This window comes from Salibacterium aidingense DSM 18341 (genome assembly GCF_000429685.1).
GTDB lineage: Bacteria > Bacillota > Bacilli > Bacillales > Marinococcaceae > Salibacterium > Salibacterium aidingense.
On the sequence record NZ_AUCI01000016.1, the window covers coordinates 70280 to 92297 of the forward strand.

Consider the following 22018-nt stretch of genomic DNA (forward strand, 5'->3'; position numbering starts at 1 on the left):
TTGATATGAAAAAAATTATAGGAAAAAGGATAAATATTATGGGCACTAAATTAAGGAATAGGTCAACATGCTTTAAAAATAAATTGGTAAAAGATTTCCATGAATATACAAATATTAAGTTCGAAAATAAAACTTTTGTCCCTGTTATTGATAAAATTTTTAATTGGAAAGATGTAGAAAATGCTCATGGTTATATGAAAGAAAATAAGAATATTGGAAAAATCATAATGACTATAGATTAACATTTTTGTGCAAGTAACTTATACATATTCTAGCTTTTTTTGCGGTATATGCATTGACTAAATATTGTTACAATTTAAACAAATTAAAGAAAAAGGAGTGTTCTTAATGGATCCTAAAGATTTTAGAAACTGCATGGGACATTTTGCTACAGGAGTAACCGTGATAACCAGTGAGGCTACATCAGGAACGCACGGTTTTACGGTAAATTCTTTTACTTCTGTATCACTCGATCCTATGATTGTTCTCGTTTCCGTCGATAGAAACACAAATGCATTAAATGTTTTAGACAATAATCGTTTTATTGTAAACGTTTTATCTGAAGAACAAAAAATGACAGCGGTTCATTTTGCGGGGAAAACTCAGGATCCGGAACCATTTGAATGGGAGGATGGAAAGTTGGGTAACCGAATAAAGGATTCGTTGGCATATATGGAATGTGAGCCTTGGGCAGCTTATGATGGAGGAGACCATGTCCTCTACCTTGGCGAAGTAAAAAACTTTCAGTATAATAGTGGTAATCCCCTGTTATATTACTGTGGGCGGTTTTCGGAAGTTGCAGTCACCTAGGTGCAGCACTTCTGCGTCTCCAATCATTGGAAGAAAGGGGTTCTCCATGAAGGCTCATCAATTATTTTTTGAAAATTTAATCGATATTAATCCACGAACGGGTATGATTACTTTTAATAATAAACGGATGGCTTTAGTCTCTGTGGAAGCATTAGGTCTTCTCCGTCGGGATTTGATTAATACCCTTGGAATAGAAAGAGCGAAAGGCTTCTTGATGAGATATGGGTGGGCCTGGGGAAAAAGAGATGGAGAAAGTATAGCATCAATGGAGGAATGGGAAACACTGGAGGAACTTATGCTCGCCGGCCCGTCTCTTCATACGCTTGAAGGTGTTGTCACCGTTGAACCGGACGTCATTGAAATAAATGGTTCTTCTTTATATTTCACGGGATATTGGAGGAATTCATTTGAAGCAGTTGAGCATCTTCATCATTATGGATACAGCAAGGATGTTGTATGCTGGATGCTTGTTGGTTACGCTAGTGGGTATCTGACAAGTACATTCGGCAGAGACGTGGTCGTTTATGAAGATAAATGTACAGGTAAAGGTAATGATTACTGCTATTTTGTCGGGAAAACAATGATCGATTTGGAAGAAAAGCATAAAAAAGATATGAGGTATTACCGAACAGAATCGCTGGCATCTGAACTGGACCGAGCTTATAATGAACTGCATGAAATCAACCATAACATTATGGAGTCTGATTCAATGCAGGAACAATTGACGAATATGTTTCTTGAAGATAGAGAATTTTCGGAGACTATAAATTTTGTTGCTCAAACCCTTGATAAAAGTATTATAGTTGATTACTATAACCAAGTAATTGAAAGCGCTTTCCTTAATGAAAATGATGAATACATTTACAAAAACTGGGCTGGTCATCACGTATATACAGAGGAAAAAGAAAATGATATCGCAACGTTTCCGATTCAGGCAAATAATATTAATTTAGGCCGAATGGTGGTAATTAGTAAGAAAAAATTAACGAATAAAGATCAATTATTAATTAAACGAGCCCTGAATGTGTTTACCATGCAACTATTTCATCAATGGAAGATTACCAAATCTCTTTGGAAGAAGAAGGAAGAATTTTTTGAAGAGATGCTCAATAATGTTGATAGAGAGGCTTTTGAAAAACGATCTCACCTTTTTAATTTTCAACCGGAAACATTAAACCGAATTTTATCTGTTAAAGTAGAACCCGAAACTCACTGCAAAGACGTGCTGCGGTTTTTAAATACCGTATATTCAGATAAAGATATATTTTCTAAAGGTGCATATATTATTGTGATATTAACAAATAAAGATGCGGAACAAGCGAAGGACATTGCTTCTGACATCATCACTGCTTTGAATCAAAAGTTCTACTTCACTACGGCTTTTATTGGAGTAGGAAGAGAAGCAGAAAGTTTGAGGACACTAACAAAAAGTTACCAAGATGCCTGTACGATTAGTGATTTTATTCAATTGACGGATCCTGGAGACAGCCGTATTTCATTATTTGAAGATATAGAGCCTGTTATGATGTTTTTAAAAGGGACCGATCAGCAGGAACTTATTGAATTTTACCAAAAAACAATTGGAGAACTAGTAGAATATGATCAATCAAGTCAGACTAATCTGTTGATGACTTTAAAATTTTATCTTGATAATAATGGAAATCTCCAACATACAGCGGATGAATTGCACCTCTCTATTGCAGGACTGCGATACCGGCTGGAACGAATTGAAAAACTGTGTGACGTTGATTTGAAATCAGGACCAGGTAGATTTCAATGTCAATTAGCTATTCAGATTTACTTTGCTGTTAAAATCAATAAGAGTTAACAGAAATTTTTTCATATTAAAACGCTGCCAAGAATTTATCTGGCAGCGTTTTAATTATTAGGGGATAATATAGTTGAAAATCGGATCCAGAACAAGGTATAGCAGCACGGAAATGCTTCTTTTATTTTTATTACCACAAAAGTTGAAAAAGAGCTCCCAGATCTCAATGTTTTTTTGCAGTTCAAATTATTCTGAAAAAAATACATAATAAAACTAACCAATTGAAAGCGTTTTAATTGGAAAATGAATGAAGGAGGTTTCTGTATGCTTCATCAACAGCAGAAGACGAAGCGTCCATTAACAGGAAAAGAGTATCTGGATAGTTTAAAGGATAACCGGGAGATTTGGATCAATGGGGAAAAAGTAAAGGATGTTACAACTCATCCGGCATTTCGTAATGCAGCGCGATCCATAGCAAAGCAATATGATGCTCTTCATGATGAACAAACCAAGGATATTTTAACTACCTCCACAGATACCGGAAACGGGGGTTTTACTCATAAGTTCTTTCAATACGCTAAAACTTCTGAGGATCTGATCCAATCAAGAGATGCGATAGCGGAATGGGCAAAAATCACATATGGTCAAATGGGTCGCTCCCCGGACTACAAAGCATCTTTTCTAGCAACGCTAGGGGCGGATCCGGAATATTACGCCCCTTATGAAGAAAATGCAAAGTTCTGGTATGAAGAAGCACAGGAAAAAAATTGGTTTTTTAATCATGCGATTATAAACCCTCCCGTTGATCGGGATAAGCCGATGGAAGCTGTTAATGATGTGTTTGTTAGAGCAGAAGAAGAAACGGATGAAGGGGTTATTGTCAGCGGAGCAAAAATGGTAGCAACGGGGTCGGCTCTTACCAATTATAACTTTGTTGCTCATTACGGGGCTGTACCGGTTGGATCTGAAGATATGGCGCTTGTTTTTGTCGCACCAATGGATACCCCGGGTGTTAAACTGATCTGCCGACAGTCTTATGAAATGCAGGCAGCGGTCATGGGAAGTCCGTTTGACTATCCTTTGAGCAGCCGTTTTGATGAAAATGACGCAGTCTTAGTTTTTGAAAGAGCTTTGATTCCGTGGGAAAACATCTTGATTTACCGCGATGTGGAAAAAGCAAATAATTTCTTCCCGGAAAGCGGCTTTTTACATCGATTTACGTTTCACGGTGTAACCCGCCTGGCTGTTAAACTTGATTTTGTGGCAGGGGTGTTGATAAAAGCTGTCAAAACAAACGGGACTGATCAATTCCGCGGTGTTCAGGCTAATGTCGGTGAAGTATTAGCCTGGAAGAATATGTTCTGGTCGATAAGTGATTCCATGTCGATGAACCCTGATACAGGACGGAACAATACAGCCCTTCCGAATTTAAATTATGGTCTGGCGTATCGTGTCTTCATGTCGGAAGGCTGGCCGAAAATTAAGGAGATTATTGAAAACGTAGTAGCTGGAAATTTGATCGTTCAGCCGTCGAGTTCTGCCGACTTTAAAAACCCCGAGCTGCGTCCGATCATTGATAAGCTTTACCGTGGTTCCCATAGCATTACCTCACTTGAAAAAATTAAATTGGTTAAACTTCTTTGGGAAATAGTCGGAACAGAATACGGAGGCCGGCATGAACTATATGAACGAAATTACTCCGGCAATCACGAAAATATCCGCCTTGAAAATCTGACAGCCGCCCAGAATTCTGGAGAAGCAGAGGCTTTTGAAGCCATTGCTGAGCAATGCATGGCCGATTATGACTTGGATGGCTGGGTGAACGAGACATGGATCAACCCAGATGATGTATCCTACTTTAAAAAATAAAGAAACGTCCCTACAGGAGGAATAAACGATGCATATTTATGCTGACAACCAACTGACGCTGCCCTCATCTGTTGTTTCAATCGGAGCTTTTGATGGTATGCATAGAGGTCACCAAGCCCTGATAAAATACTCTGTTGCCAGAGCAAGGAAATTAGATGTTCCTGCTGTTGTATATACTTTTGATCCCCCGCCTCGGGCCCATTTTCAAAATTCTGTTGTTCTAACAACAATAGAAGAGAAAGTAAAACTCATTCGACAGCTGGGAGCAGATTACACGATCGTAGCACAATTCAATGATGAATATGCCTCCCGTCCTCCGACTTCCTTTATTAAAGAAATGGCCTTTTTAAGGCCGGAGGAAATACGGGTTGGTCCCAATTTTCAATTTGGCAAAGAAAAACAGGGTGATGTTGAGTTGTTGTCGGAATATTTCAATGTGTACGTTTTACCTTTTGTAACTTGTGATGAAGGGAAAAGAATATCTTCCACCCGTGTTAGAGAGCTTCTTCAAAAAGACGAATGGAAAAAAGCCTGCCATTTAATAGGAAGAGAGCAGCTGGAATCCTTTTAAGCGTGATTACATTGCTTCCTGAAAACATTTATAAATAGAAAGGGGAATTATATATGTCGACTAACGTGAAGAAGAATGAACGCGTAGAGGAAGTGTTTGATTTATTTTTAAAACACATGAAAGCGTTTTTAAAAGAAGCGAATTTGAACCACGAGGAATACACGAATTTTGTAAACTGGGCGGACCGTCTCGGCCGGGCCGGGGAACTCCCGTTGTATGCTGATGTTTTTCTCGAGACGCATGTGCTCCAGGCGATGTATACGAACATGCCGGGAACGCAGCCGTCCCTGTTAGGTCCGTTTTTTATCGAAGGGTCTCCGCGTCTGGAACACACCCCGGGACAGCCGGTGGTGAACACCATGCGGCCGGATGAGCCGGGGGAAACGCTGCATTTCTCCGGCCGGGTCCAGGACCTGCAGGGGAAACCGCTTGCCAACACGAAGGTGGAAATATGGCACAACGACAACAGCCGCAAGTATTCCTCCTTTGATTCGGAGGCCCCGCCCTACAATTTACGAGGCCATTTTTATACCGACGAAAACGGGGCCTTTGATGTGAAGACGATCGTGCCGATTCCGTATTCGATCCCAGACGAAGGGCCGACGGGAGAATTCCTGGAATATCTGGATCAGCATCCGATGCGCCCCGCCCACCTGCATCTGATGTTTGAAGCCCCAGGCTATGAAACGTTAATTACGCAGGTCTTTTTTGAAGGGGATCCATGGCTCGACAATGATGTGGCAGAAGGGGTGCGGGAAGAACTTATCACGACCCTGCATGACAAAGGCGGCCATAAAGAAGCGGCGTTGACCTTTGAAATGCGGCCGGCCTAAAAAGGGAAAAAAGGGACATCGGGTTATGTCCCTTTTTTCGATGATACAGGAGGAAGCAGGATGACCAGACCACGTATTGAAGAAATAACGACAGAACTCCTTGATGTCCCGATTAAACGGCCCCATCAATTTTCCACCACGAAAGTAACATCCAAAAGCTTTGTGCTGGTGCGGGTGACCTTAACCAAGGGCACCGAGGGAATTGGAGAAGGGACGACCCCGGGGATATGGTGGAACGGGGAAAGTGTGGAAACGATGAAACTTGTGATCGATCAGTATATGGCCCCCCTGCTTATGGATGGGGATCCTTCGCAGCTCGAAGCATTGATGCAGAGGGTGGAGCGGAACATCCGTGGTAATTCGTTTGCCAAAGCCGCTGTGGAAATGGCGCTCTATGACGCGCTCGGCAAAACGTACGAGGTTCCGGTGCATCAGCTGCTGGGGGGACAGTATCAAACGTGGATTCCGGTACGGTGGGCGCTGGCCTCCGGGACCAAAGAAGGCGATGTGGAAGAGGCCGGAGACCTGGTATCCTCCGGCCGTTACGCGTCGTTTAAGACCAAATCTGGAAAAGAAAGCCCGGTGGACGATGCCCGGCGGAATGTGGATATCGCCGCAGGTATCCCCTCTTCTTCGCCGATAGGGATTGATCCGAATGGCTCCTGGGACCGGATGACGACAAGGCGCTGGATGGATGCCTTTTTGGAAGCGGGGATCGACTTTTTGGAACAGCCGCTCCCGCCGCACGATATCGAAGGAATGGCAAGCCTCACAGCGATGAAAAAAGTACCGGTTATGGCCGATGAAAGCCTGCAGTCGATCTATGATGCGATGCGGATCGTCCAGGCGGGAGCCGCTGACATTTTTTCGTTGAAAATTCACAAAGCCGGGGGCCTGAAAAACACGGTCAAAATGGCCGGCATCGCCGAAGCGGCAGGGGTTTCCTGTTTTGGCGGAACCTCGCTCGAAAGTTCCATCGGCACGGCTGCGGCGTTGCACGCGTATGGTTCGATTCCGAACCTCGATTACGGCAGTGAATTGTTCGGGCCGGACTGGCTGGCTGATGATCTTGTAAAAGCCCCGCTCGTCATCCAAGGGGGTTCTATTCAGGTTCCGGATAAGCCGGGGCTGGGGGTCGAGCCGGATGAAGCGAACGTAGCACGCTATCGAAGAAAGGAGACGTGAGAGGAATGGAACATTTACCAGCTCCTGCCCTGACGTTTCTCGCGGACATGGAATTAACCGTGGAAAACCCTCATCTTCCGGGTGCCACGCATGAAGGAGAAAGGCGGATTATCCGGGTGACAGGAGGAGCGATGCGCGGAGAGGTAAATGCCGAGGTCGTACCGGGCGGCGATGACTGGATCACAGTTCGGGAAGACGGGACCATTATACAGGACGTCCGCATTCTGTTGCATACCGAAGATGATGCGCTGATTATGATGACGTACCGGGGCATCCGAACGGGACCGCAAGAAGTGTTAGAGCGGCTCGGCGCCGGTGAAGACGTGGATCCCTCGGAATATTATTTCCGGACCGCGCCTGTCTTTGAAACCGCCGCTCCGTCCTACGACTGGCTGAACCGGCGGTTATTCGTCTCCCGGGGGATCCGCCTCCCCAGCAAAGTGAATTATTCCATTTATACCGTGAAATGAAGAAAGGAAGCAGACGCCCATGGAAAAACAAATCATAACCAACAAGGGAAAAAGCCTGCATATCTGTGACACGCCGGGAGACGAGGGGACGGTTATTGCTGTTCACGGTCTCACGGGGCATCATAAGCAGATGCAGTATTACCAACGAAAGCTTTCCGGGCGGTACCGGGTGATCAGCTATGATATGCGGGGCCGGGGCCAAAGTGAAGACGCTCCGCCGGACACCTCCATCTTCACCCATGCCGATGATCTGCTGGATCTCATTGAAACCATGGGGATCGAGCGGCCGATGCTGATGGGCTATTCGATGGGAGGGTATGTTTGTGCGCTTGCGACGAGCCGGAGGCCGGATGTCTCGAAACTTCTCCTGTTGGACGGGGCGGGTCAGCCGGAAGCCTACCAGCGGGATTTGATCCTTCCCTCGCTAGAACGGCTGCGTACCTCCTTTGATTCTGAAGCGGATTATACCGCCAGGACCAAAGAACTGTATGAGCGTTTAAATATCCGCTGGAATAAGGACATGGAAACCATCGCCCGCTATGAGATAGAAAAAAGGGGGAGTACCTGGGAGCATCGATCTGATTATCATCGGATACTGCAGGATTTTGAAAGCTTCTATGCCTTTGATCCAGCAGAAGTCGGCCCTTTCCTTCCGCGGAATACGCTGCTCGTTATTGTGGAAGGGGCGATGGGTAGCAACCCTTCCCTGTTTCATCAAGGCTCCTACCGCCCAATACAGGACGCGAGCCCATCCATCCAGACCGTAACCACCCCCGTGAATCATTATGAACTGGTTTTTAATGAACAGCCGGAAGTCCTGGCGGTTGTTGAACGTTTTCTGGCAAAGGAGGAGTCGTAACATGAGGGTGCAAAAACACATCCCTGTTCAACAGGCAGTCGAAAACGTCCGTAGCGGCGATACCATCATGGTCGGCGGGTTTGGTCTTGTCGGAAGCCCGCTTACCTTGATTGACGCCCTGACGCACCGTGATGTCACGGATTTAACGATCATCAGTAATAACGTTGGGGAGACAGGAAAAGGCCTGGGGATCCTGCTGCAGCAGGGAAAGCTGAAAAAAGCTATTGGGTCGTATTTCACCAGTAACCGGGAAGTAGCGCAGTGGTATAACGAAGGAAAACTGGAACTGGAACTGCTTCCGCAGGGGACGTTCGCAGAAGCCATCCGGGCCGGTGGAGCCGGTATTGGAGGGTTTTATACCAAAACCGCTGTCGGGACGGAACTGGCTGCAGGAAAAGAAACCAGAGAAATAGAGGGCGAGACGTACCTGCTGGAAAAACCGTTGAAAGCGGATGTGGCTTTTGTTCGAGCGGAAAAAGCCGATACGAAAGGAAACCTTGTCTACTACAAGACGGCCCGAAACTTTAACCCGGTGATGGCGTCCGCTGCTTCGTATGTAGTGGCCGAAGTCGATGACATCGTGAACGAAGGAGAGCTTGATCCGGAAGCGATTGCCACTCCGCATTTGTTTGTGGACGCGCTCGTGCAAAGCCGGTACGTATTAACAAAGGAAGGAGTGGTGGATCGTGGCCGGTAAAGAAGCCATTGCCAAAAGGGCGGCAGAGGACCTCGAGCCGTTCTCGATCATTAATTTAGGTATTGGCGTCCCTACGCTGGTAGCCAATTATCTGGATAAAGATAGCTATTATCTTCATACCGAGAATGGCATGCTCGGGGTAACGTCGGTCGAAGAAGTAGAGGTGGATCCTCTTTTAGTGAATGCCGGCAAACTGCCGGTTGGCGAAGCGGTCGGAGCTTCGTATTTTCACAGTGCTGATTCGTTTGCGATGATCCGCGGAGGCCATGTAGATGTGGCGATTCTCGGAGCGTTGCAGGTGGACGCGGCCGGTCGTGTGGCGAACTGGGCGGTCCCGGGCAAAGATATTATCGGGGTTGGCGGGGCTATGGACCTGCTTGTCGGGGCCAAAAAAATCATGATTACGACGAACCATGTATCCAAAGACGGATCACCGAAAATTGTCGATGCCTGCACGTATCCAGTGACGTCCACCCGCAAAGCCGATGTCATTATCACGGATTTGGCGGTTTTCCGCTGGATCGATGATGGCTACGTATTGACGGAATTACGCGGGGAGGCGACGCTTCAGGAGATCGCTGAAAAAACGACAGCCGCGTACCGTGTGAGCGAGGAACTGGCTGCAAAGGGGGATCCAACATGAAAGAAGTAGTGGTCGTAGACGCCCTCCGTACGCCGATCGGAAGATATAAAGGCGCCCTTAAAGATGTCCGTCCCGATGATCTGGGAGCTGTGGTGATTCGGGCCTTAATGCAACGGAATCCAAAGCTGCCGCCGGAAGAAATCGGGGATGTAATATTTGGCAATGCGAACGGTGCCGGGGAAGAGAATCGAAATGTCGCCCGGATGTCGCTGCTTTTAGCCGGGCTGCCGCAGACGGTGACAGGCACCACGATCAACCGGTTGTGCGGATCCAGCCTGGATGCGGTAAGCATGGCAGCCCGTGCGATCATGACGGGCGAAGAAGATATCATGATTGCCGGCGGCACAGAAAGCATGACCCGGGCTCCTTATGTGATGAAAAAACCGGAAAAAGAATACCCACGGGGTAATATGGAACTCCATGATACTACCATCGGATGGCGGTTTCCCAATCCTGAGATGGAGGCGATGTACGGCACCGCTTCGATGCCGGAGACAGGCGAAAACGTGGCGCAGCGGTACGGGGTTTCCAGGGAGGAACAGGATCGTTTTGCCTATGAAAGTCAGCAGCGGGCGAAAAGGGCGGTGGAAAGCGGCCGGTTGGCGGACGAAATCATTCCCGTAACGGTCCGGGATCCGAAAGGCAGGGAAACGACCATCATGAGTGATGAACACCCGCGGCCGGAAACAACATTGGAAAAGTTAAGCAGCCTGCCGCCTCTGTTTTCCGAAGGGACGATCACCGCAGGGAATGCTTCCGGGGTGAATGACGGGGCAGCGGCGCTCTTGTTGATGAGCCGGGAACGGGCGGAAGCTCTTGGCATGACCCCTCTTGTCACCTTTCAAGCGTCTGCGACAGCCGGGGTGGAGCCGGACGTTATGGGGATTGCGCCGATTTATTCCACGAGGAAGGTATGGCAGCGTTTGAATCTCACCCCTCAGGATATGGACCTTGTTGAATTAAATGAAGCCTTTGCTTCCCAGTCCCTGGCTGTTATCCATGAGCTTGGACTCAGTCGCGAAAAGGTGAACGTCAACGGAGGCGCTATTGCCTTTGGCCATCCTCTGGGAGCAAGCGGTGCAAAAATATTGACAGGTTTGATCCATGAAATGAAAAAAAGGGATGTGCATCGCGGTCTTGCGACGATGTGTATCGGAGTTGGACAAGGGATATCGGTTATTGTTGAAAACACATGATAATGTAGAAGGGAGGGGTCAGAATGTCTGAGAAAAACACGTTAACATTTCAAGCAGAGGAGGTGGAGGCAAATGATATGTATAAACTGTTGATTGGTTCCATAGTGCCCAGACCTATTGCTTGGGTATCGAGCAAAAGTGAAAATAACACATTAAATCTTGCCCCATTCAGCTTTTTCACAGTCGCTTCCCCGTCCCCTCCTACTTTGGCTATTTCTATTGCCCCTGCGCAAAATAAAGGTAATAAAGACACATTAACAAATATCCAGGACACTAAAGAATACGTCATTAATATTGTCTCAGAAGAATTAGGTAATGAAATGTATGTATCTTCTCAAGCATGGTCCTCCCATATTGATGAATTTGAAAAGGCAGGTTTAACACCAAAAGAATCCGATATTATTTCGCCCCCCAGAGTAGATGAATCACCGATTTCTTTTGAAATAGAACTAGAACAGGTTCTTCCGGTAGGAATATCGTCCCTTGTGTTGGGCAGAGTGCTCCGTGTCCATGTGAAAAGAAATATTTATATAGAAAGCTTCAAAACCGATATTGAACAATGGAAGCCTTTAGCCAGGCTTGCTGGAGACTATGCCTCCATTTCAAAACCATTTCGACTTCCTAAAGAATAATAAGAGGAATAAAAGGGTGATCGCGTTGGAGAACTTTATCTATGAAACCCTTCCAGAAAAGGTGATATTCGGTCGCGGCAGAAGAAATGAAATACTACAGGAGATTAAAGAGTGGCAGACTGACAGGGTTTTGATCATTTCCACTAACGGGCGTCGAAATATTGCAGAAGAGATTTGGTCTCAGCTTGGAGAAAAAGCAGTTGGTCTTCATACTTCAGCAAAACAGCATGTTCCGCAGGAAAGTGTGAAAGAAGCTGTAGGTATCATTCAAAACAACAGGGCAGATGCTTTGCTCACAGTAGGAGGTGGTTCTGCGATAGGACTTGCAAAAGCTGCTGTTTTGGAAACAAAGCTTCCTATATTAGCCGTCCCTACAACCTATTCAGGTTCAGAAATGACCCCTGTTTGGGGAATAACGAAAGATAATAAGAAACAAACAGGCAGAAATTCACAAGTGAAACCTAAAACAGTGATATATGATTCAGAATTGACAGAAACGATGCCGCCATATATGTCTTTGACGAGTGGAGTTAATGCCATGGCACATTGTGTAGAAGCTTTATATGCGGAAAAGCGGAATCCCATAACATCAATAATTGCAGAAGAAGGTTTCCGGGCCCTCTTTCATAGTTTGGAATCTATAGTGAGAGAGCCTGAACATAAAGGTGCCAGGGAAGAAGCTTTTTATGGCAGTTGGCTCGCAGGCATGGCACTAGCTTCAGTAGATATGAGTCTGCATCATAAGCTCTGCCATGCTTTAGGAGGTATAGCTGCTCTTCCACATGCCGAGACTCATACTATTATGCTTCCTTATGTTTTGTCCTACAACGCCTCTAATACATCTAAAGTATTAACTAAACTTGGTAAAATTATGAATGTTCCTGCACACGATGTTCCAGATCACCTGCATCATTGGATAATAAATTCTGGAGGTCCTTCGGCGCTATCGGAAATAGGATGGCAAAAACAAAATATTACTCAAATAGCAGAGGAAGTATCGGAAAAAGCCTACCCTAACCCTAGGCCAGTTAATAAAGAAAATATGGAAAATCTATTACAAAGTGCATTTATCGGGGAAATTTGCAATTTATAGAATGAGACTGGGACAAAACCATCGCATCACAAAAATTTCCGTACAGAAGAATTTGTTCGGAAATTTTTTTTGTGCGACTTTCTATCGCTGTGTTAAAATCCTTCGCTTTACGCGGGCAGCGCCTTAGCTTGAAATACAGCCATAGCTTAGAGCCATGATAGGACAAATTTCAGAGCCCTCAATTCCAAGGTATGTCGTTTGAAAAACGATTCGGATTGCTTATCGATACCGATATGATTGCCGTAGAAATAACAAACTTTCCCGGCTTCTTCTTCAGGCTCAATTCCATTACTCGGCTTCCTGTGTGGAAGATATCGAGGAGCCCATGACCGAAAACCGGATAAAGCACAGATTCTTCGACTCGCGAGTAGTAAATATATTCAAAAGCACTGTAGCGTTATCCTAAAAGGAGCATCTGGAAACGAAAAGTCTTATCTTGCCTGAGCTGTTGGAAGAGTTGGAAATCGCCCGTGGAGAAGGGCTATATCAAAAAGTCATCAAGGGGTAAAAAAAATCGATGTATTAATTATTGATGAATGGCTGCTTCTTCGGCTCCGTGAATCCCAGCCCCGCGAATTGCTGGAAATCGTAGAAGACCATCATCAACGTGCATCGATTATCTACTGTTCGCAATTTGATGTGGAAGACTGGTATGAAAAGATCGGGGAAGAACCGATCGCCGATCGCCGAACGGTAAAAAAGTTCACACTTTAAAACGGAAGGTCTCCCATCTGTTAGGGAGCTATGCTTTTTAAAAAAAAGACCCGGATTGTAATTTTTGCAGTCCGGGTTTGTTTTTCATTCTCTATCTTGTTCTCGATTCGTCATCTTTTTCCGTCGTCGAAGGCGGTAATAGATATACCAGCCGATCAGTCCGGCAAGAACGACCATCAGAATATATTGAAGCCCCTGAAACCAAGAGTAGACGACTTTAATGTTGCCGAGTCTGCCGAGGTACAGCATGAGCAGAGCAATGGGAAGCACGCCGATAAAAGTGAAAAAGCCGTATCGGAAAGGGGTGATGCGGTAAAAGGCAGCCACGTATACGATATAACCCATCCCAAGAATCCGTCCGGCGGTGATCGTCCATTCACGGTATTTGTCCATGAATTTCATCATCTGCCTGGTTCCGGCTTTGTCTACCCGGTTTTGCAGAATATGATCATAACGAAGGGAAATCCAATAAGGAATAAAGGCGACCACAGTATAAACGGCGGCCGAAGCAATGCTGAGCAGCGTCCACTGCCACCCGGATGGATCTATAATATAGCCATATACCAATAGAACGATGGCAGCAGGAAATGGAAAGGAAATCGCTTCTATGGCAATCCCAAGAAATAATCCAAATAGTCCTAATTGTTCCAGTACACGTAATATAAGATCTAACATGGGGTATCTCCTTGTGTGTCGTAAATATTATGAGGGAATATCTATAATCTAACACAAAAATAAGAAAAGCGGGTTTCATTTGTCCATTAATCCTTTTTGAGTTAACGACCATTTTTAGATATGATAAAAGAAGAAGTGTCAGAGGAAGGGTGTCATGTGTGATGCAGGAATGGAAAGCAATGCTTCAGAAAGCGGAAAATTGGGCGCGGGAAGCGGGCAGAGAGCTGGTAAAGCGGGCGGAAGGACCGATGGATATTAGCAGCAAAACGACAGCCATCGATCTTGTCACCGAAATGGATATTTGGACAGAATCGTTTTTGACAGAAAAAATCAAGGAACATTATCCCGGTCATAAAATGAAAACGGAAGAAAGCGGAAGCTATCATGGGGATTCTTCCTATGAATGGGTGATTGATCCTATTGACGGCACGGTAAATTATGCAAGAGGAATTCCTTTTTACGGGATCTCTATAGGAATACGACATGAAGGAGAAACGGCTGCTGGTTTAGTTTACGCTCCGAAACTGGATGAGATGTTCACGGTACTGAAAGGAAGCGGAGCCTGGCTTAATGGAAACAGCATACATAGTTCGGAAACAGAGCAGCTGGAGAAAGCAGTAATTGGAACTGGTTTTCCTTATGATAAAGGGACCACAGGTGATAATAATCTTTCTCATGTGAACAGAGTGGTTCCACGGGTCGGCGGGCTGCGGCGCACCGGGAGCGCAGCGCTGGACTTGTGCCAGGTGGCCTGCGGTAGAATGGATGCATGCTGGGAGATAAAATTAAACGATTGGGATGTAGAAGCAGGGTTGTTAATGGTGAAAGAAGCAGGCGGAAAAACAAAAGTTAAAACCGAACAACAAGGCCTGTTTGTGTTAGCATCCACCCCGGGTATTTATGACGAATTGAATTCTCTCATTAACCGGGACTGATGTTTCACGTGAAACATGGGTGAAGGGCGAACTTAAAATGGACGGGACACCGAGGGGAACGTCTGCTGAAGGAAGGATGGGGAAGATGCAATGGCTGTTTTGAAAAATGATTGGGCTCAAGTGTTGAATCATGAATTTGAAAAAGACTACTATATACAGCTCAGGGAGTTTTTAAAAAAAGAATATGGGGAAAGAAGTGTATATCCTGATATGTATGACATATTCAACGCGTTACATCATACTCCCTATAAAAAAACAAAAGCCGTAATTTTAGGGCAGGATCCCTATCATGGGCCGAAACAGGCGCATGGGTTAAGTTTTTCTGTCCAACCCGAAGTAAAAATGCCGCCTTCTCTGCAGAATATATATAAAGAAATGAATGAGGATGTCGGTTGTCCTGTCCCAAATCATGGCTGTTTAACAAGCTGGGCAGAGCAGGGCGTTCTGTTATTAAATACTGTTTTAACGGTACGGGCCGGACAGGCTGCTTCCCACCGCGGGGCGGGTTGGGAATACTTTACCAACGAGGTCATAAAACAGGTGAATAATAAAAGCGACCCGGTGGTATTTATATTGTGGGGGAGGCACGCCCAGGCGAAAGAAGAACTGATTACAACAGACCGTCACCTAGTGATTAAATCCCCGCATCCAAGTCCTTTTTCAGCTCATAAAGGATTCTTTGGGAGCCGGCCTTTCTCGCGGACGAACCAGTTTTTACGTGAGGCAGGAAGGCCGGAAATTGATTGGTGTATTCCAAATGATAGATAAGGAGGCGTAATACATGAACGTTCAAACATCTGTACAAACATTGGCAAACGGTGTGAAAATGCCCTGGGTCGGTCTTGGCGTATACAAGGCGGAAGCAGGGAACGAGGTAAGAACGGCGGTGAAGTCCGCCCTGGAAGCTGGATATCGCAGTATTGATACAGCATCCTTTTATGGAAATGAAGTAAGTGTCGGCGAAGCCATTCAGGAAAGCGGGGTCCCGGTAGACGATATCTTTATTACCACCAAGGTGTGGAACGACGAACAAGGATTTGAGGAAACACTGGAGGCGTTTGAACGATCCCGTGAAAAGCTGGGAGTAGATGTCCTTGATCTTTACTTAATTCATTGGCCGGTGCCGGGCAAATACAAAGAAACGTGGGGAGCTCTTGAAAAACTATATGAAGAAGGCAAAGTAAGAGCGATTGGGGTCAGCAATTTTACCGATCAGCATCTGGAGGAATTGATGAAAACGGCAAAAGTGAAGCCGATGGTCAACCAGGTGGAATTTCATCCGCGTTTGTTCCAGAAAGAGCTGCTGGAGTACTGTCAGAACCATGACATTCAACTGGAAGCATGGCGTCCTCTTGGACAGGGGGATCTGCTTGATGAAGACCCGATCCAGCGGATTGCAGAGAAACATGGTAAAACACCGGCCCAGGTATTAATCCGCTGGTCGCTCGAGAATAATGTCATCACGATTCCTAAATCCGTCACCCCGGAGCGAATTAAGTCCAACGCAGAAGTATTTGATTTCTCTCTGGATACAGAGGACCTGCAGGCGATTGACGGTTTAAACGAAAACCGGCGTTACGGATATCATCCAGACGATTTCCCTTACAGTAAAGTTTAAACGAACCTAAAAAGCTTGCTCTGTCGATGAACGGAGCAAGCTTTTTTCGTATGCTTCGGGGACATTTATTCCGTTATTTCTTCTATTTTTCCTATTTTGTAGGGGGATTCGGACATCTGTTCCGTTATTTTCCCTTTTTATCGTCAAAAAGCGCTCCAGCATCCGGATAGCGGAATCAATGTCCGAAAAAACCCCAAATGGCCGTCCATCGAGCATTTACCGGCATAAATGTCCGCTGGATTCTGCACCGCTTATCCCAACCGGCAAGCACCCGCCTGCAATGGAGACATCCCCTTATGATAGAAATCATGGATTTAAAGAAAGATTCCTATGTTAGGTTTTCTAACGTAAAGCTGGATTCCTGTTGGTTATTCTGTAAAATATGAATTAACGAAAGATGTTAACTAAGTTTACATCTATTCTTAATAAAGAAAGGGGAGAACATGTCATGGATCCTATGGTATTTATGGATAATCTTTGGATCATGATCGCATTTATTTTAGTTATTTTAATGCAGGGTGGATTTATTCTGTTGGAGGCCGGTTCGACCCGGATGAAAAATGCCGGTCACATCGCCGGTAAGACCATTTTCACCTTGGGAATTGCTTCTCTTATATTCTGGGCTGTAGGGTATGGATTTATTTATGGAGATTCTGCCGGGGGTGTTATTGGCCTTTCTAATTTCTTTTATGGCGACTATGCATTTGAAGGGGAAGGACTTTCAAGTTCGGTTGATTTCATTTTCCAATTGGCTTTTGCTGCTATCGCGCTGACCATTGCTTTCGGTGGTTTTGCGGAACGAGCAAAGCTTTCCGCCTACGTTGTTTTCGCAGTATTATTCTCTGCATTTGTTTATCCGATTGTTGCCCATTGGATCTGGGGCGCAGGCTGGATTGGTGAACTTGGGAAACAGGATTTCGCAGGTTCCACAGTGGTTCACTTGACGGGCGCGATGGGGGCTATGGCTGCAACCATGCTGTTGAAGCCACGTATTGGAAAATACAATAAAGATGGTTCGCCGAATGAATTAGCCGGACATAACCAGGTCTTTACCGCTCTTGGGGTCCTGCTGCTTTGGGTCGGCTGGTTTGGATTTAACGCGGGTAGCACATTTGGGGTCGCCGATGCGTTCTTTGGATTTGTCGCGCTGAACACACAGCTTGCTGCGGCCGCTGGAGCTGTAGCTGCATTATTGATCGGCTGGGCCTCTCTTGGAAAAGCCGATGTTCCAACCATGCTGAACGGTGCCCTTGCCGGACTGGTTGCCATCACGGCCTCCTGCGCTTTCGTCGCTCCCTGGGCAGCGGTTCTGATTGGTCTTATCGGCGGACTGCTTGTATTTTACAGCATGAAGTTCTTTGAAAAACAAGGCATTGATGACCCGATTTTCGCTCTTTCCGTGCACGGGGCAGCCGGTATATGGGGCACGCTTTCCACTGGTTTCTTTGCAACTCCTGAATTGGCCGAAATGAACGGGGGACGGGCCGGTCTGTTTTACGGCGGTGGTTTCACCCAGCTCGGCGTCCAGTTCATCAGTGTTGTAGCGTGCGGTGTATTTGCTTTCATTGCTTCCTATATTCTGCTGTTAATTACAAGAGGATTAATAGGAGGACTTCGCGTATCTGAAGAAGAAGAGATCATGGGACTGGATATGAGTGAACATGGAAGTTACGGCTATCCAGAGAATGTAACTCCTCATTCTGGTGATACAAACGTTCATACAGGTGCGTGATAATATGGTATCTTCATCGTTTCATCAAGAGGGAGACTATCTCCCTCCGCCTTCTTTTCAAAGCTACGAGGAAATCAAGAGAGCTCGTGATAAAGAAACGAGGGAGATCGCTAAACATTCATGGCAACTAAATGAAGCCCATGATAAATGGGTGCTCGAAACGACAGCTCTTGCCGTGAAGCATGTAAAAAGTGAGCGGGGGACTGCCCCTGCTCACTTTGTGTTCTTTTTGATGGGCAGCGCCGGCCGGAAAGAACAAGGCGTATTCAGTGATCAGGATCACGGTATTGTATTTGAGGGCAAAGACGATATCTATCAGGAGTATTTCTTAGCGTTGGGGGCTGAAATCCGCGAAGGAATGGCTGTTGTAGGATATCCCCGCTGTGAAGGCAAGGTGATGGCTTCCCATCCCCGCTGGTGTCATGGAAAAGAGAATTGGAAAGCTCAAATTGATCAATGGGTGAAGGAGGATAAATGGGCGGCTCTACGTCATCTTCTGACGTTTATTGATGCCAGGCCGCTGATTGGAAAGAGGAAGCTGTTGAAAGAGGTAAAAGATTACGTGTTTTATCTCGTGGAAGAAGAGCCTTATTTATTAACCCGGCTTTCTCAAAATATCTCTTACCTTCATCAAGGAGTTAACGCTTTTGGAAAACTGCTTCCTGACGAAAAGGGACCGTATGCGGGTTCTCTTCATATCAAAGATGTTGGTTTTTTCCCTTTTGTCCACGCCATGCGGCTGCTGGCTATAAAAGAAGGAGTGCATGAGACTTCGACATTGGACCGCATTCAAAAAATAGAAGAAATCTATCCATTTGCGGAAGGCAAAGAGAACTCCTTTAAGGAATTGCTGAAGCTTCGGGCTGATTTTGCAGAAAAGCAGAACTCCTACAATGACGTTCATTATATTCCAATAGATGAACTGACAAAAACTCAAAAACAAAGGTTGAAATCGGCCTTGAAAGAAGGGAAACACCTTTTTCAACAGACAAAAAAGCTTGTAGAGTCAGGGGAGTGAATATGGTAATGAGTAATATGTTTCAATGGGTCCGCCAGGTTTCCGGAAAACTGGGCGCTCCTGTTGTAACATCCATCGATCAGACCAGCCCTCAGCACCAGTCCTTTATGCGGCAGCTGCAAAAGGATTTAAAAGCGAAACAGCCTTTATTACAGCCGCTGGATACTCTGGAATTTACAGTGCTTGATTTGGAAACCTCCGGCTTCTATCCGGATGGCGGTGATAAAATTTTATCGATAGGAGCCGTGAAAGTGAAAAAAGGCAGGATTTATCACAACGACACATTTTATTGTACCATTTCCGAACCAGGCGTTTTGTCCTCGGAAGTGGCCCGTTTAACTGGACTGACAAAAGAAGAGCTGGAGCAGGCGCCTCCGCTTTCTGAGGTCCTGCAGCAGTTCTATGAGTTTATCCAAACGGATATCTTAGTGGCCCACCATGCCAAGCATGAAAGAAAGTTTCTTCAGCATGCGACATATCAATCCAGTGGAATGCAATTTCGTCACCGACTGCTTGACACGTCTTTTTTATATCAAATAGCAGCACCAGAGCAGGAAGCAGGAGAACTCGATACCTGCTGCGCTTACTACGGCATTCCAGTGAATAATCGTCACCATGCCCTGGCCGATGCAGTGATGGCGGCAGAACTATGGGTGTGTACAATTCAGGATGTCATGAAAAAAGGGTATGAGACGCTGCAGGATGTGTATGTACATTTAAATCGTCAAACCCGCTGATTGTCTGCAGCTTTAAATACTAAAAAAAGGAGGAAGGCGAGGTGACAGAACAACTCCCCCTTCGTACCGCTTGTTTTCCAATTAGTGTGGTACAGGAATTAACATCTTTAAGCGCCCGCCAAATCAGATACTACGAGCAGCAAGGGTTGATATCGCCGAAACGAAATGAAGGAAATCAGCGTATATTTTCTCTGGAAGAGATTGATCAATGTGCCAAGATTAAAGAATTAATTGATCAAGGGTTGAACATAGCAGGTGTCAAAACCGTCCTAGCTGCAAGAAAACAGCTGGAAGTAGAGGAAGCGGACTCCGTTCTGAAAAAGAAAGATATGAAAAAGTTGAGGAGGTATTTAGACGATACCGGGCTGTAACGTTTCATGTATTACAAATATGTGACAATTATCATTTTTGTTGTTTAATCCTGAATAGCGGCGGGAATCCTCTGCAATAGATGGAGGTGTTAAGCATGGCATTCATCATGGTGGATGATATGCAGATTCCAGCTGGAAAATACGACAATGAAGAGGAAGCAAAAAAAGCGGCAACGCCCAAAGATTTGGTCGTGAAAGATAATGAAGGTCAGTTCTGGGTGATTGATGAAGAAAACTATCCGAAAATCGAGTCTCTGGGCTATACTGTAGTGGAAAAGTAAGATCCGGGGGTTTTAAACATTTTTATAAAAGGGGCAAATCCTGAGCTGGTTCCTTTGATAACTGGTTTCAGGATTTTTTAATGAGAGGCCCAAACATGACGATTTTCTTACGGGAGAGACACCGGGATTTTTTGGGTGAACTGCTGTGTTATAATCTTTCATGAAATACTTCAAATAAGGGACAGGTGAAAAGATGTGAACATTTCTGCTCGAACGGTTGTTCATAAAATGGAAGAGGAATTATTGCAGCTTACGGACCGGTTGGAGCAAGAAGAGGAACAGGCTGTAAAAAACCATGCCCGGGTCCTGAAAGCCTATTGTGATATTATTCTCGGGGAGGGAGAACGAACTCCCATGAAAACGTCCGGCCGGATCAGCTCCAGGCCCTCCACCGACCAGGTTTCAGCACCTTCAACAGGGCAGGCAGCGCCTGTGCCGCGACAGGATCTCCCCTCGACGGAAGGCAATTTGCTGGAGTTTTAAGAAGTAAGAGGCAGGTGAATTAAAATGTGGAAGCTGTTTGTTATTTTAGGCGCACTTAATGCTGCACTGGCCGTTGGTTTTGGTGCCTTTGGGGCTCACGGTCTGGAGGGAAAATTGTCGGACCGGCTGATGGACGTCTATCAAACCGGAGTACAATATCATATTATGCACGCCCTCGGCCTTCTGGTGATCGGCCTGACGGCGGCTTATGCGGGAGGAAGCACTTCGTTATCATGGGCAGGATGGCTGCTGTTCGGCGGTATTGTTATTTTTTCAGGAAGTCTGTATACCATGGCCTTTACCGGTATATCCTGGCTTGGGGCGATTACTCCGATAGGCGGCACCGCTTTTATTGCCGGCTGGATTATGCTGATCATAGCCGTGGTTAAAATATAAAGAAAACGAGACTGGGACAAAAGATAAGAGGAATGGTGAAAACCTGAACATCTCGTCTTCTATGGTAAACAGTACTTCCTAAGCGTCGTCAACATACGAAGACTCCTGTGGGAACAGCACGTGTCTCGAGACCCCGCAGGAAGGGATTTTCCCCGAGGGCCCGCAGGATGCGGGTCAGATCGGCGTCGGCACAGGATGTGCCGTTCTTAGCCGATCCTCCTTTATTCGAGCCGTGCCCACGGAAAGCGAAGTATTTTGACGGAGCGATAAATAGGACAGAACGAAAATTTCCGAACGATTTATGGATTAATCGTTCGGAAATTTTTATCTTATAATGGTATTGTCCCAAACTCGTTTTCTTTATGATCGTTCGATTTTTCCTAGAATAAAGGCAAGCAGCAAGCCGGTTAAAAAGGTCACAATACTAAGGAG

26 protein-coding genes are annotated in these 22018 nt (G+C 45.7%); 25 read left to right on the forward strand and 1 reads right to left on the reverse strand.

The annotated features are described in order from the left end of the window. Positions 1-38 precede the first annotated feature (38 nt). The 15 genes from G475_RS0115460 to G475_RS28065 all read left to right on the forward strand — a co-directional run bounded on the left by G475_RS0115460 (position 39) and on the right by G475_RS28065 (position 13340). Entirely contained in the window at positions 39-242 is a 204-nt protein-coding gene (locus G475_RS0115460; RefSeq protein WP_156911741.1) for a zinc-binding dehydrogenase, read from the forward strand. Between the two features lie 106 nt (positions 243-348). Continuing rightward, on the forward strand, positions 349-810 hold the full coding sequence (locus G475_RS0115465; RefSeq protein ID WP_026702054.1) for a flavin reductase family protein: 462 nt from the start codon (positions 349-351) through the stop codon (positions 808-810). 46 nt (positions 811-856) lie between these two features. Then, positions 857-2638 carry a XylR N-terminal domain-containing protein gene (locus G475_RS0115470; protein ID WP_026702055.1) on the forward strand — a complete coding sequence of 594 codons (1782 nt, stop codon included), beginning with the start codon at positions 857-859 and terminating at the stop codon, positions 2636-2638. A gap of 264 nt (positions 2639-2902) precedes the next feature. After that, on the forward strand, positions 2903-4447 hold the full coding sequence (locus G475_RS0115475; protein WP_026702056.1) for a 4-hydroxyphenylacetate 3-hydroxylase family protein: 1545 nt from the start codon (positions 2903-2905) through the stop codon (positions 4445-4447). A 28-nt stretch (positions 4448-4475) separates the two neighbouring features. Further along, positions 4476-5018: an FAD synthetase family protein gene (locus tag G475_RS0115480; RefSeq protein ID WP_035711429.1), complete on the forward strand. Its 543-nt coding sequence runs from the start codon at positions 4476-4478 to the stop codon at positions 5016-5018. A gap of 53 nt (positions 5019-5071) precedes the next feature. Continuing rightward, positions 5072-5851, forward strand: coding sequence for a dioxygenase family protein (locus tag G475_RS0115485; RefSeq protein WP_026702058.1), 780 nt, complete (start codon positions 5072-5074; stop codon positions 5849-5851). A gap of 60 nt (positions 5852-5911) precedes the next feature. Next, positions 5912-7036, forward strand: a complete 1125-nt coding sequence (locus tag G475_RS0115490; protein WP_026702059.1) for a muconate/chloromuconate family cycloisomerase — start codon at positions 5912-5914, stop codon at positions 7034-7036. A gap of 5 nt (positions 7037-7041) precedes the next feature. Next, positions 7042-7506 (forward strand): DUF3237 domain-containing protein, encoded by a 465-nt coding sequence (locus tag G475_RS0115495; protein ID WP_026702060.1) that lies wholly within the window; start codon positions 7042-7044, stop codon positions 7504-7506. 19 nt (positions 7507-7525) lie between these two features. Continuing rightward, a complete protein-coding gene (locus G475_RS0115500; RefSeq protein WP_026702061.1) occupies positions 7526-8365 on the forward strand; it encodes an alpha/beta fold hydrolase in 840 nt (279 codons plus the stop codon). Between the two features lies 1 nt (position 8366). Next, complete coding sequence (locus G475_RS0115505; protein ID WP_026702062.1) at positions 8367-9062, forward strand: CoA transferase subunit A; 696 nt, start codon at positions 8367-8369, stop codon at positions 9060-9062. Continuing rightward, on the forward strand, positions 9052-9705 hold the full coding sequence (locus tag G475_RS0115510; protein WP_035711433.1) for a 3-oxoacid CoA-transferase subunit B: 654 nt from the start codon (positions 9052-9054) through the stop codon (positions 9703-9705). The genes G475_RS0115505 and G475_RS0115510 overlap by 11 nt, the downstream gene beginning before the upstream one ends. Continuing rightward, on the forward strand, positions 9702-10901 hold the full coding sequence (locus G475_RS0115515) for an acetyl-CoA C-acyltransferase (protein WP_026702064.1): 1200 nt from the start codon (positions 9702-9704) through the stop codon (positions 10899-10901). Before G475_RS0115510 ends, G475_RS0115515 begins: the two co-directional genes overlap by 4 nt. Positions 10902-10924: 23 nt before the next feature. Beyond that, a complete protein-coding gene (locus tag G475_RS0115520) occupies positions 10925-11533 on the forward strand; it encodes a flavin reductase family protein (protein ID WP_026702065.1) in 609 nt (202 codons plus the stop codon). A gap of 16 nt (positions 11534-11549) precedes the next feature. Next, on the forward strand, positions 11550-12626 hold the full coding sequence (locus G475_RS0115525) for a maleylacetate reductase (RefSeq protein ID WP_051302579.1): 1077 nt from the start codon (positions 11550-11552) through the stop codon (positions 12624-12626). Positions 12627-13109: 483 nt separating this feature from the next. Then, a complete protein-coding gene (locus G475_RS28065; RefSeq protein ID WP_084414159.1) occupies positions 13110-13340 on the forward strand; it encodes an ATP-binding protein in 231 nt (76 codons plus the stop codon). Between the two features lie 84 nt (positions 13341-13424). Here G475_RS28065 and G475_RS0115530 read toward each other — a convergent pair whose 3' ends face one another. Then, entirely contained in the window at positions 13425-14015 is a 591-nt protein-coding gene (locus tag G475_RS0115530; RefSeq protein ID WP_026702067.1) for a DedA family protein, read from the reverse strand. 161 nt (positions 14016-14176) lie between these two features. Here G475_RS0115530 and G475_RS0115535 point away from each other — a divergent pair, with 161 nt between their 5' ends. The 10 genes from G475_RS0115535 (at position 14177) to G475_RS0115585 (ending at position 21586) form a co-directional block, all read left to right on the forward strand. Continuing rightward, positions 14177-14950: an inositol monophosphatase family protein gene (locus G475_RS0115535; RefSeq protein ID WP_026702068.1), complete on the forward strand. Its 774-nt coding sequence runs from the start codon at positions 14177-14179 to the stop codon at positions 14948-14950. A 90-nt stretch (positions 14951-15040) separates the two neighbouring features. Then, positions 15041-15718, forward strand: a complete 678-nt coding sequence (locus tag G475_RS0115540; RefSeq protein ID WP_026702069.1) for a uracil-DNA glycosylase — start codon at positions 15041-15043, stop codon at positions 15716-15718. 13 nt (positions 15719-15731) lie between these two features. After that, entirely contained in the window at positions 15732-16568 is an 837-nt protein-coding gene (locus G475_RS0115545; RefSeq protein ID WP_026702070.1) for an aldo/keto reductase, read from the forward strand. Positions 16569-17016: 448 nt separating this feature from the next. After that, complete coding sequence (locus G475_RS0115555) at positions 17017-18300, forward strand: ammonium transporter (RefSeq protein WP_026702072.1); 1284 nt, start codon at positions 17017-17019, stop codon at positions 18298-18300. Positions 18301-18304: 4 nt separating this feature from the next. Next, entirely contained in the window at positions 18305-19318 is a 1014-nt protein-coding gene (locus G475_RS0115560; RefSeq protein WP_051302581.1) for a DUF294 nucleotidyltransferase-like domain-containing protein, read from the forward strand. Positions 19319-19326: 8 nt separating this feature from the next. Continuing rightward, entirely contained in the window at positions 19327-20055 is a 729-nt protein-coding gene (locus tag G475_RS0115565; RefSeq protein WP_233275791.1) for an exonuclease domain-containing protein, read from the forward strand. A 41-nt stretch (positions 20056-20096) separates the two neighbouring features. Next, entirely contained in the window at positions 20097-20426 is a 330-nt protein-coding gene (locus G475_RS25310; RefSeq protein WP_051302583.1) for a MerR family transcriptional regulator, read from the forward strand. Positions 20427-20521: 95 nt separating this feature from the next. After that, on the forward strand, positions 20522-20707 hold the full coding sequence (locus G475_RS0115575; protein WP_026702075.1) for a hypothetical protein: 186 nt from the start codon (positions 20522-20524) through the stop codon (positions 20705-20707). A 195-nt stretch (positions 20708-20902) separates the two neighbouring features. Beyond that, positions 20903-21190 (forward strand): DUF5327 family protein, encoded by a 288-nt coding sequence (locus tag G475_RS0115580; protein WP_026702076.1) that lies wholly within the window; start codon positions 20903-20905, stop codon positions 21188-21190. A gap of 24 nt (positions 21191-21214) precedes the next feature. Continuing rightward, complete coding sequence (locus tag G475_RS0115585; RefSeq protein ID WP_026702077.1) at positions 21215-21586, forward strand: DUF423 domain-containing protein; 372 nt, start codon at positions 21215-21217, stop codon at positions 21584-21586. Positions 21587-22018: the final 432 nt, after the last annotated feature.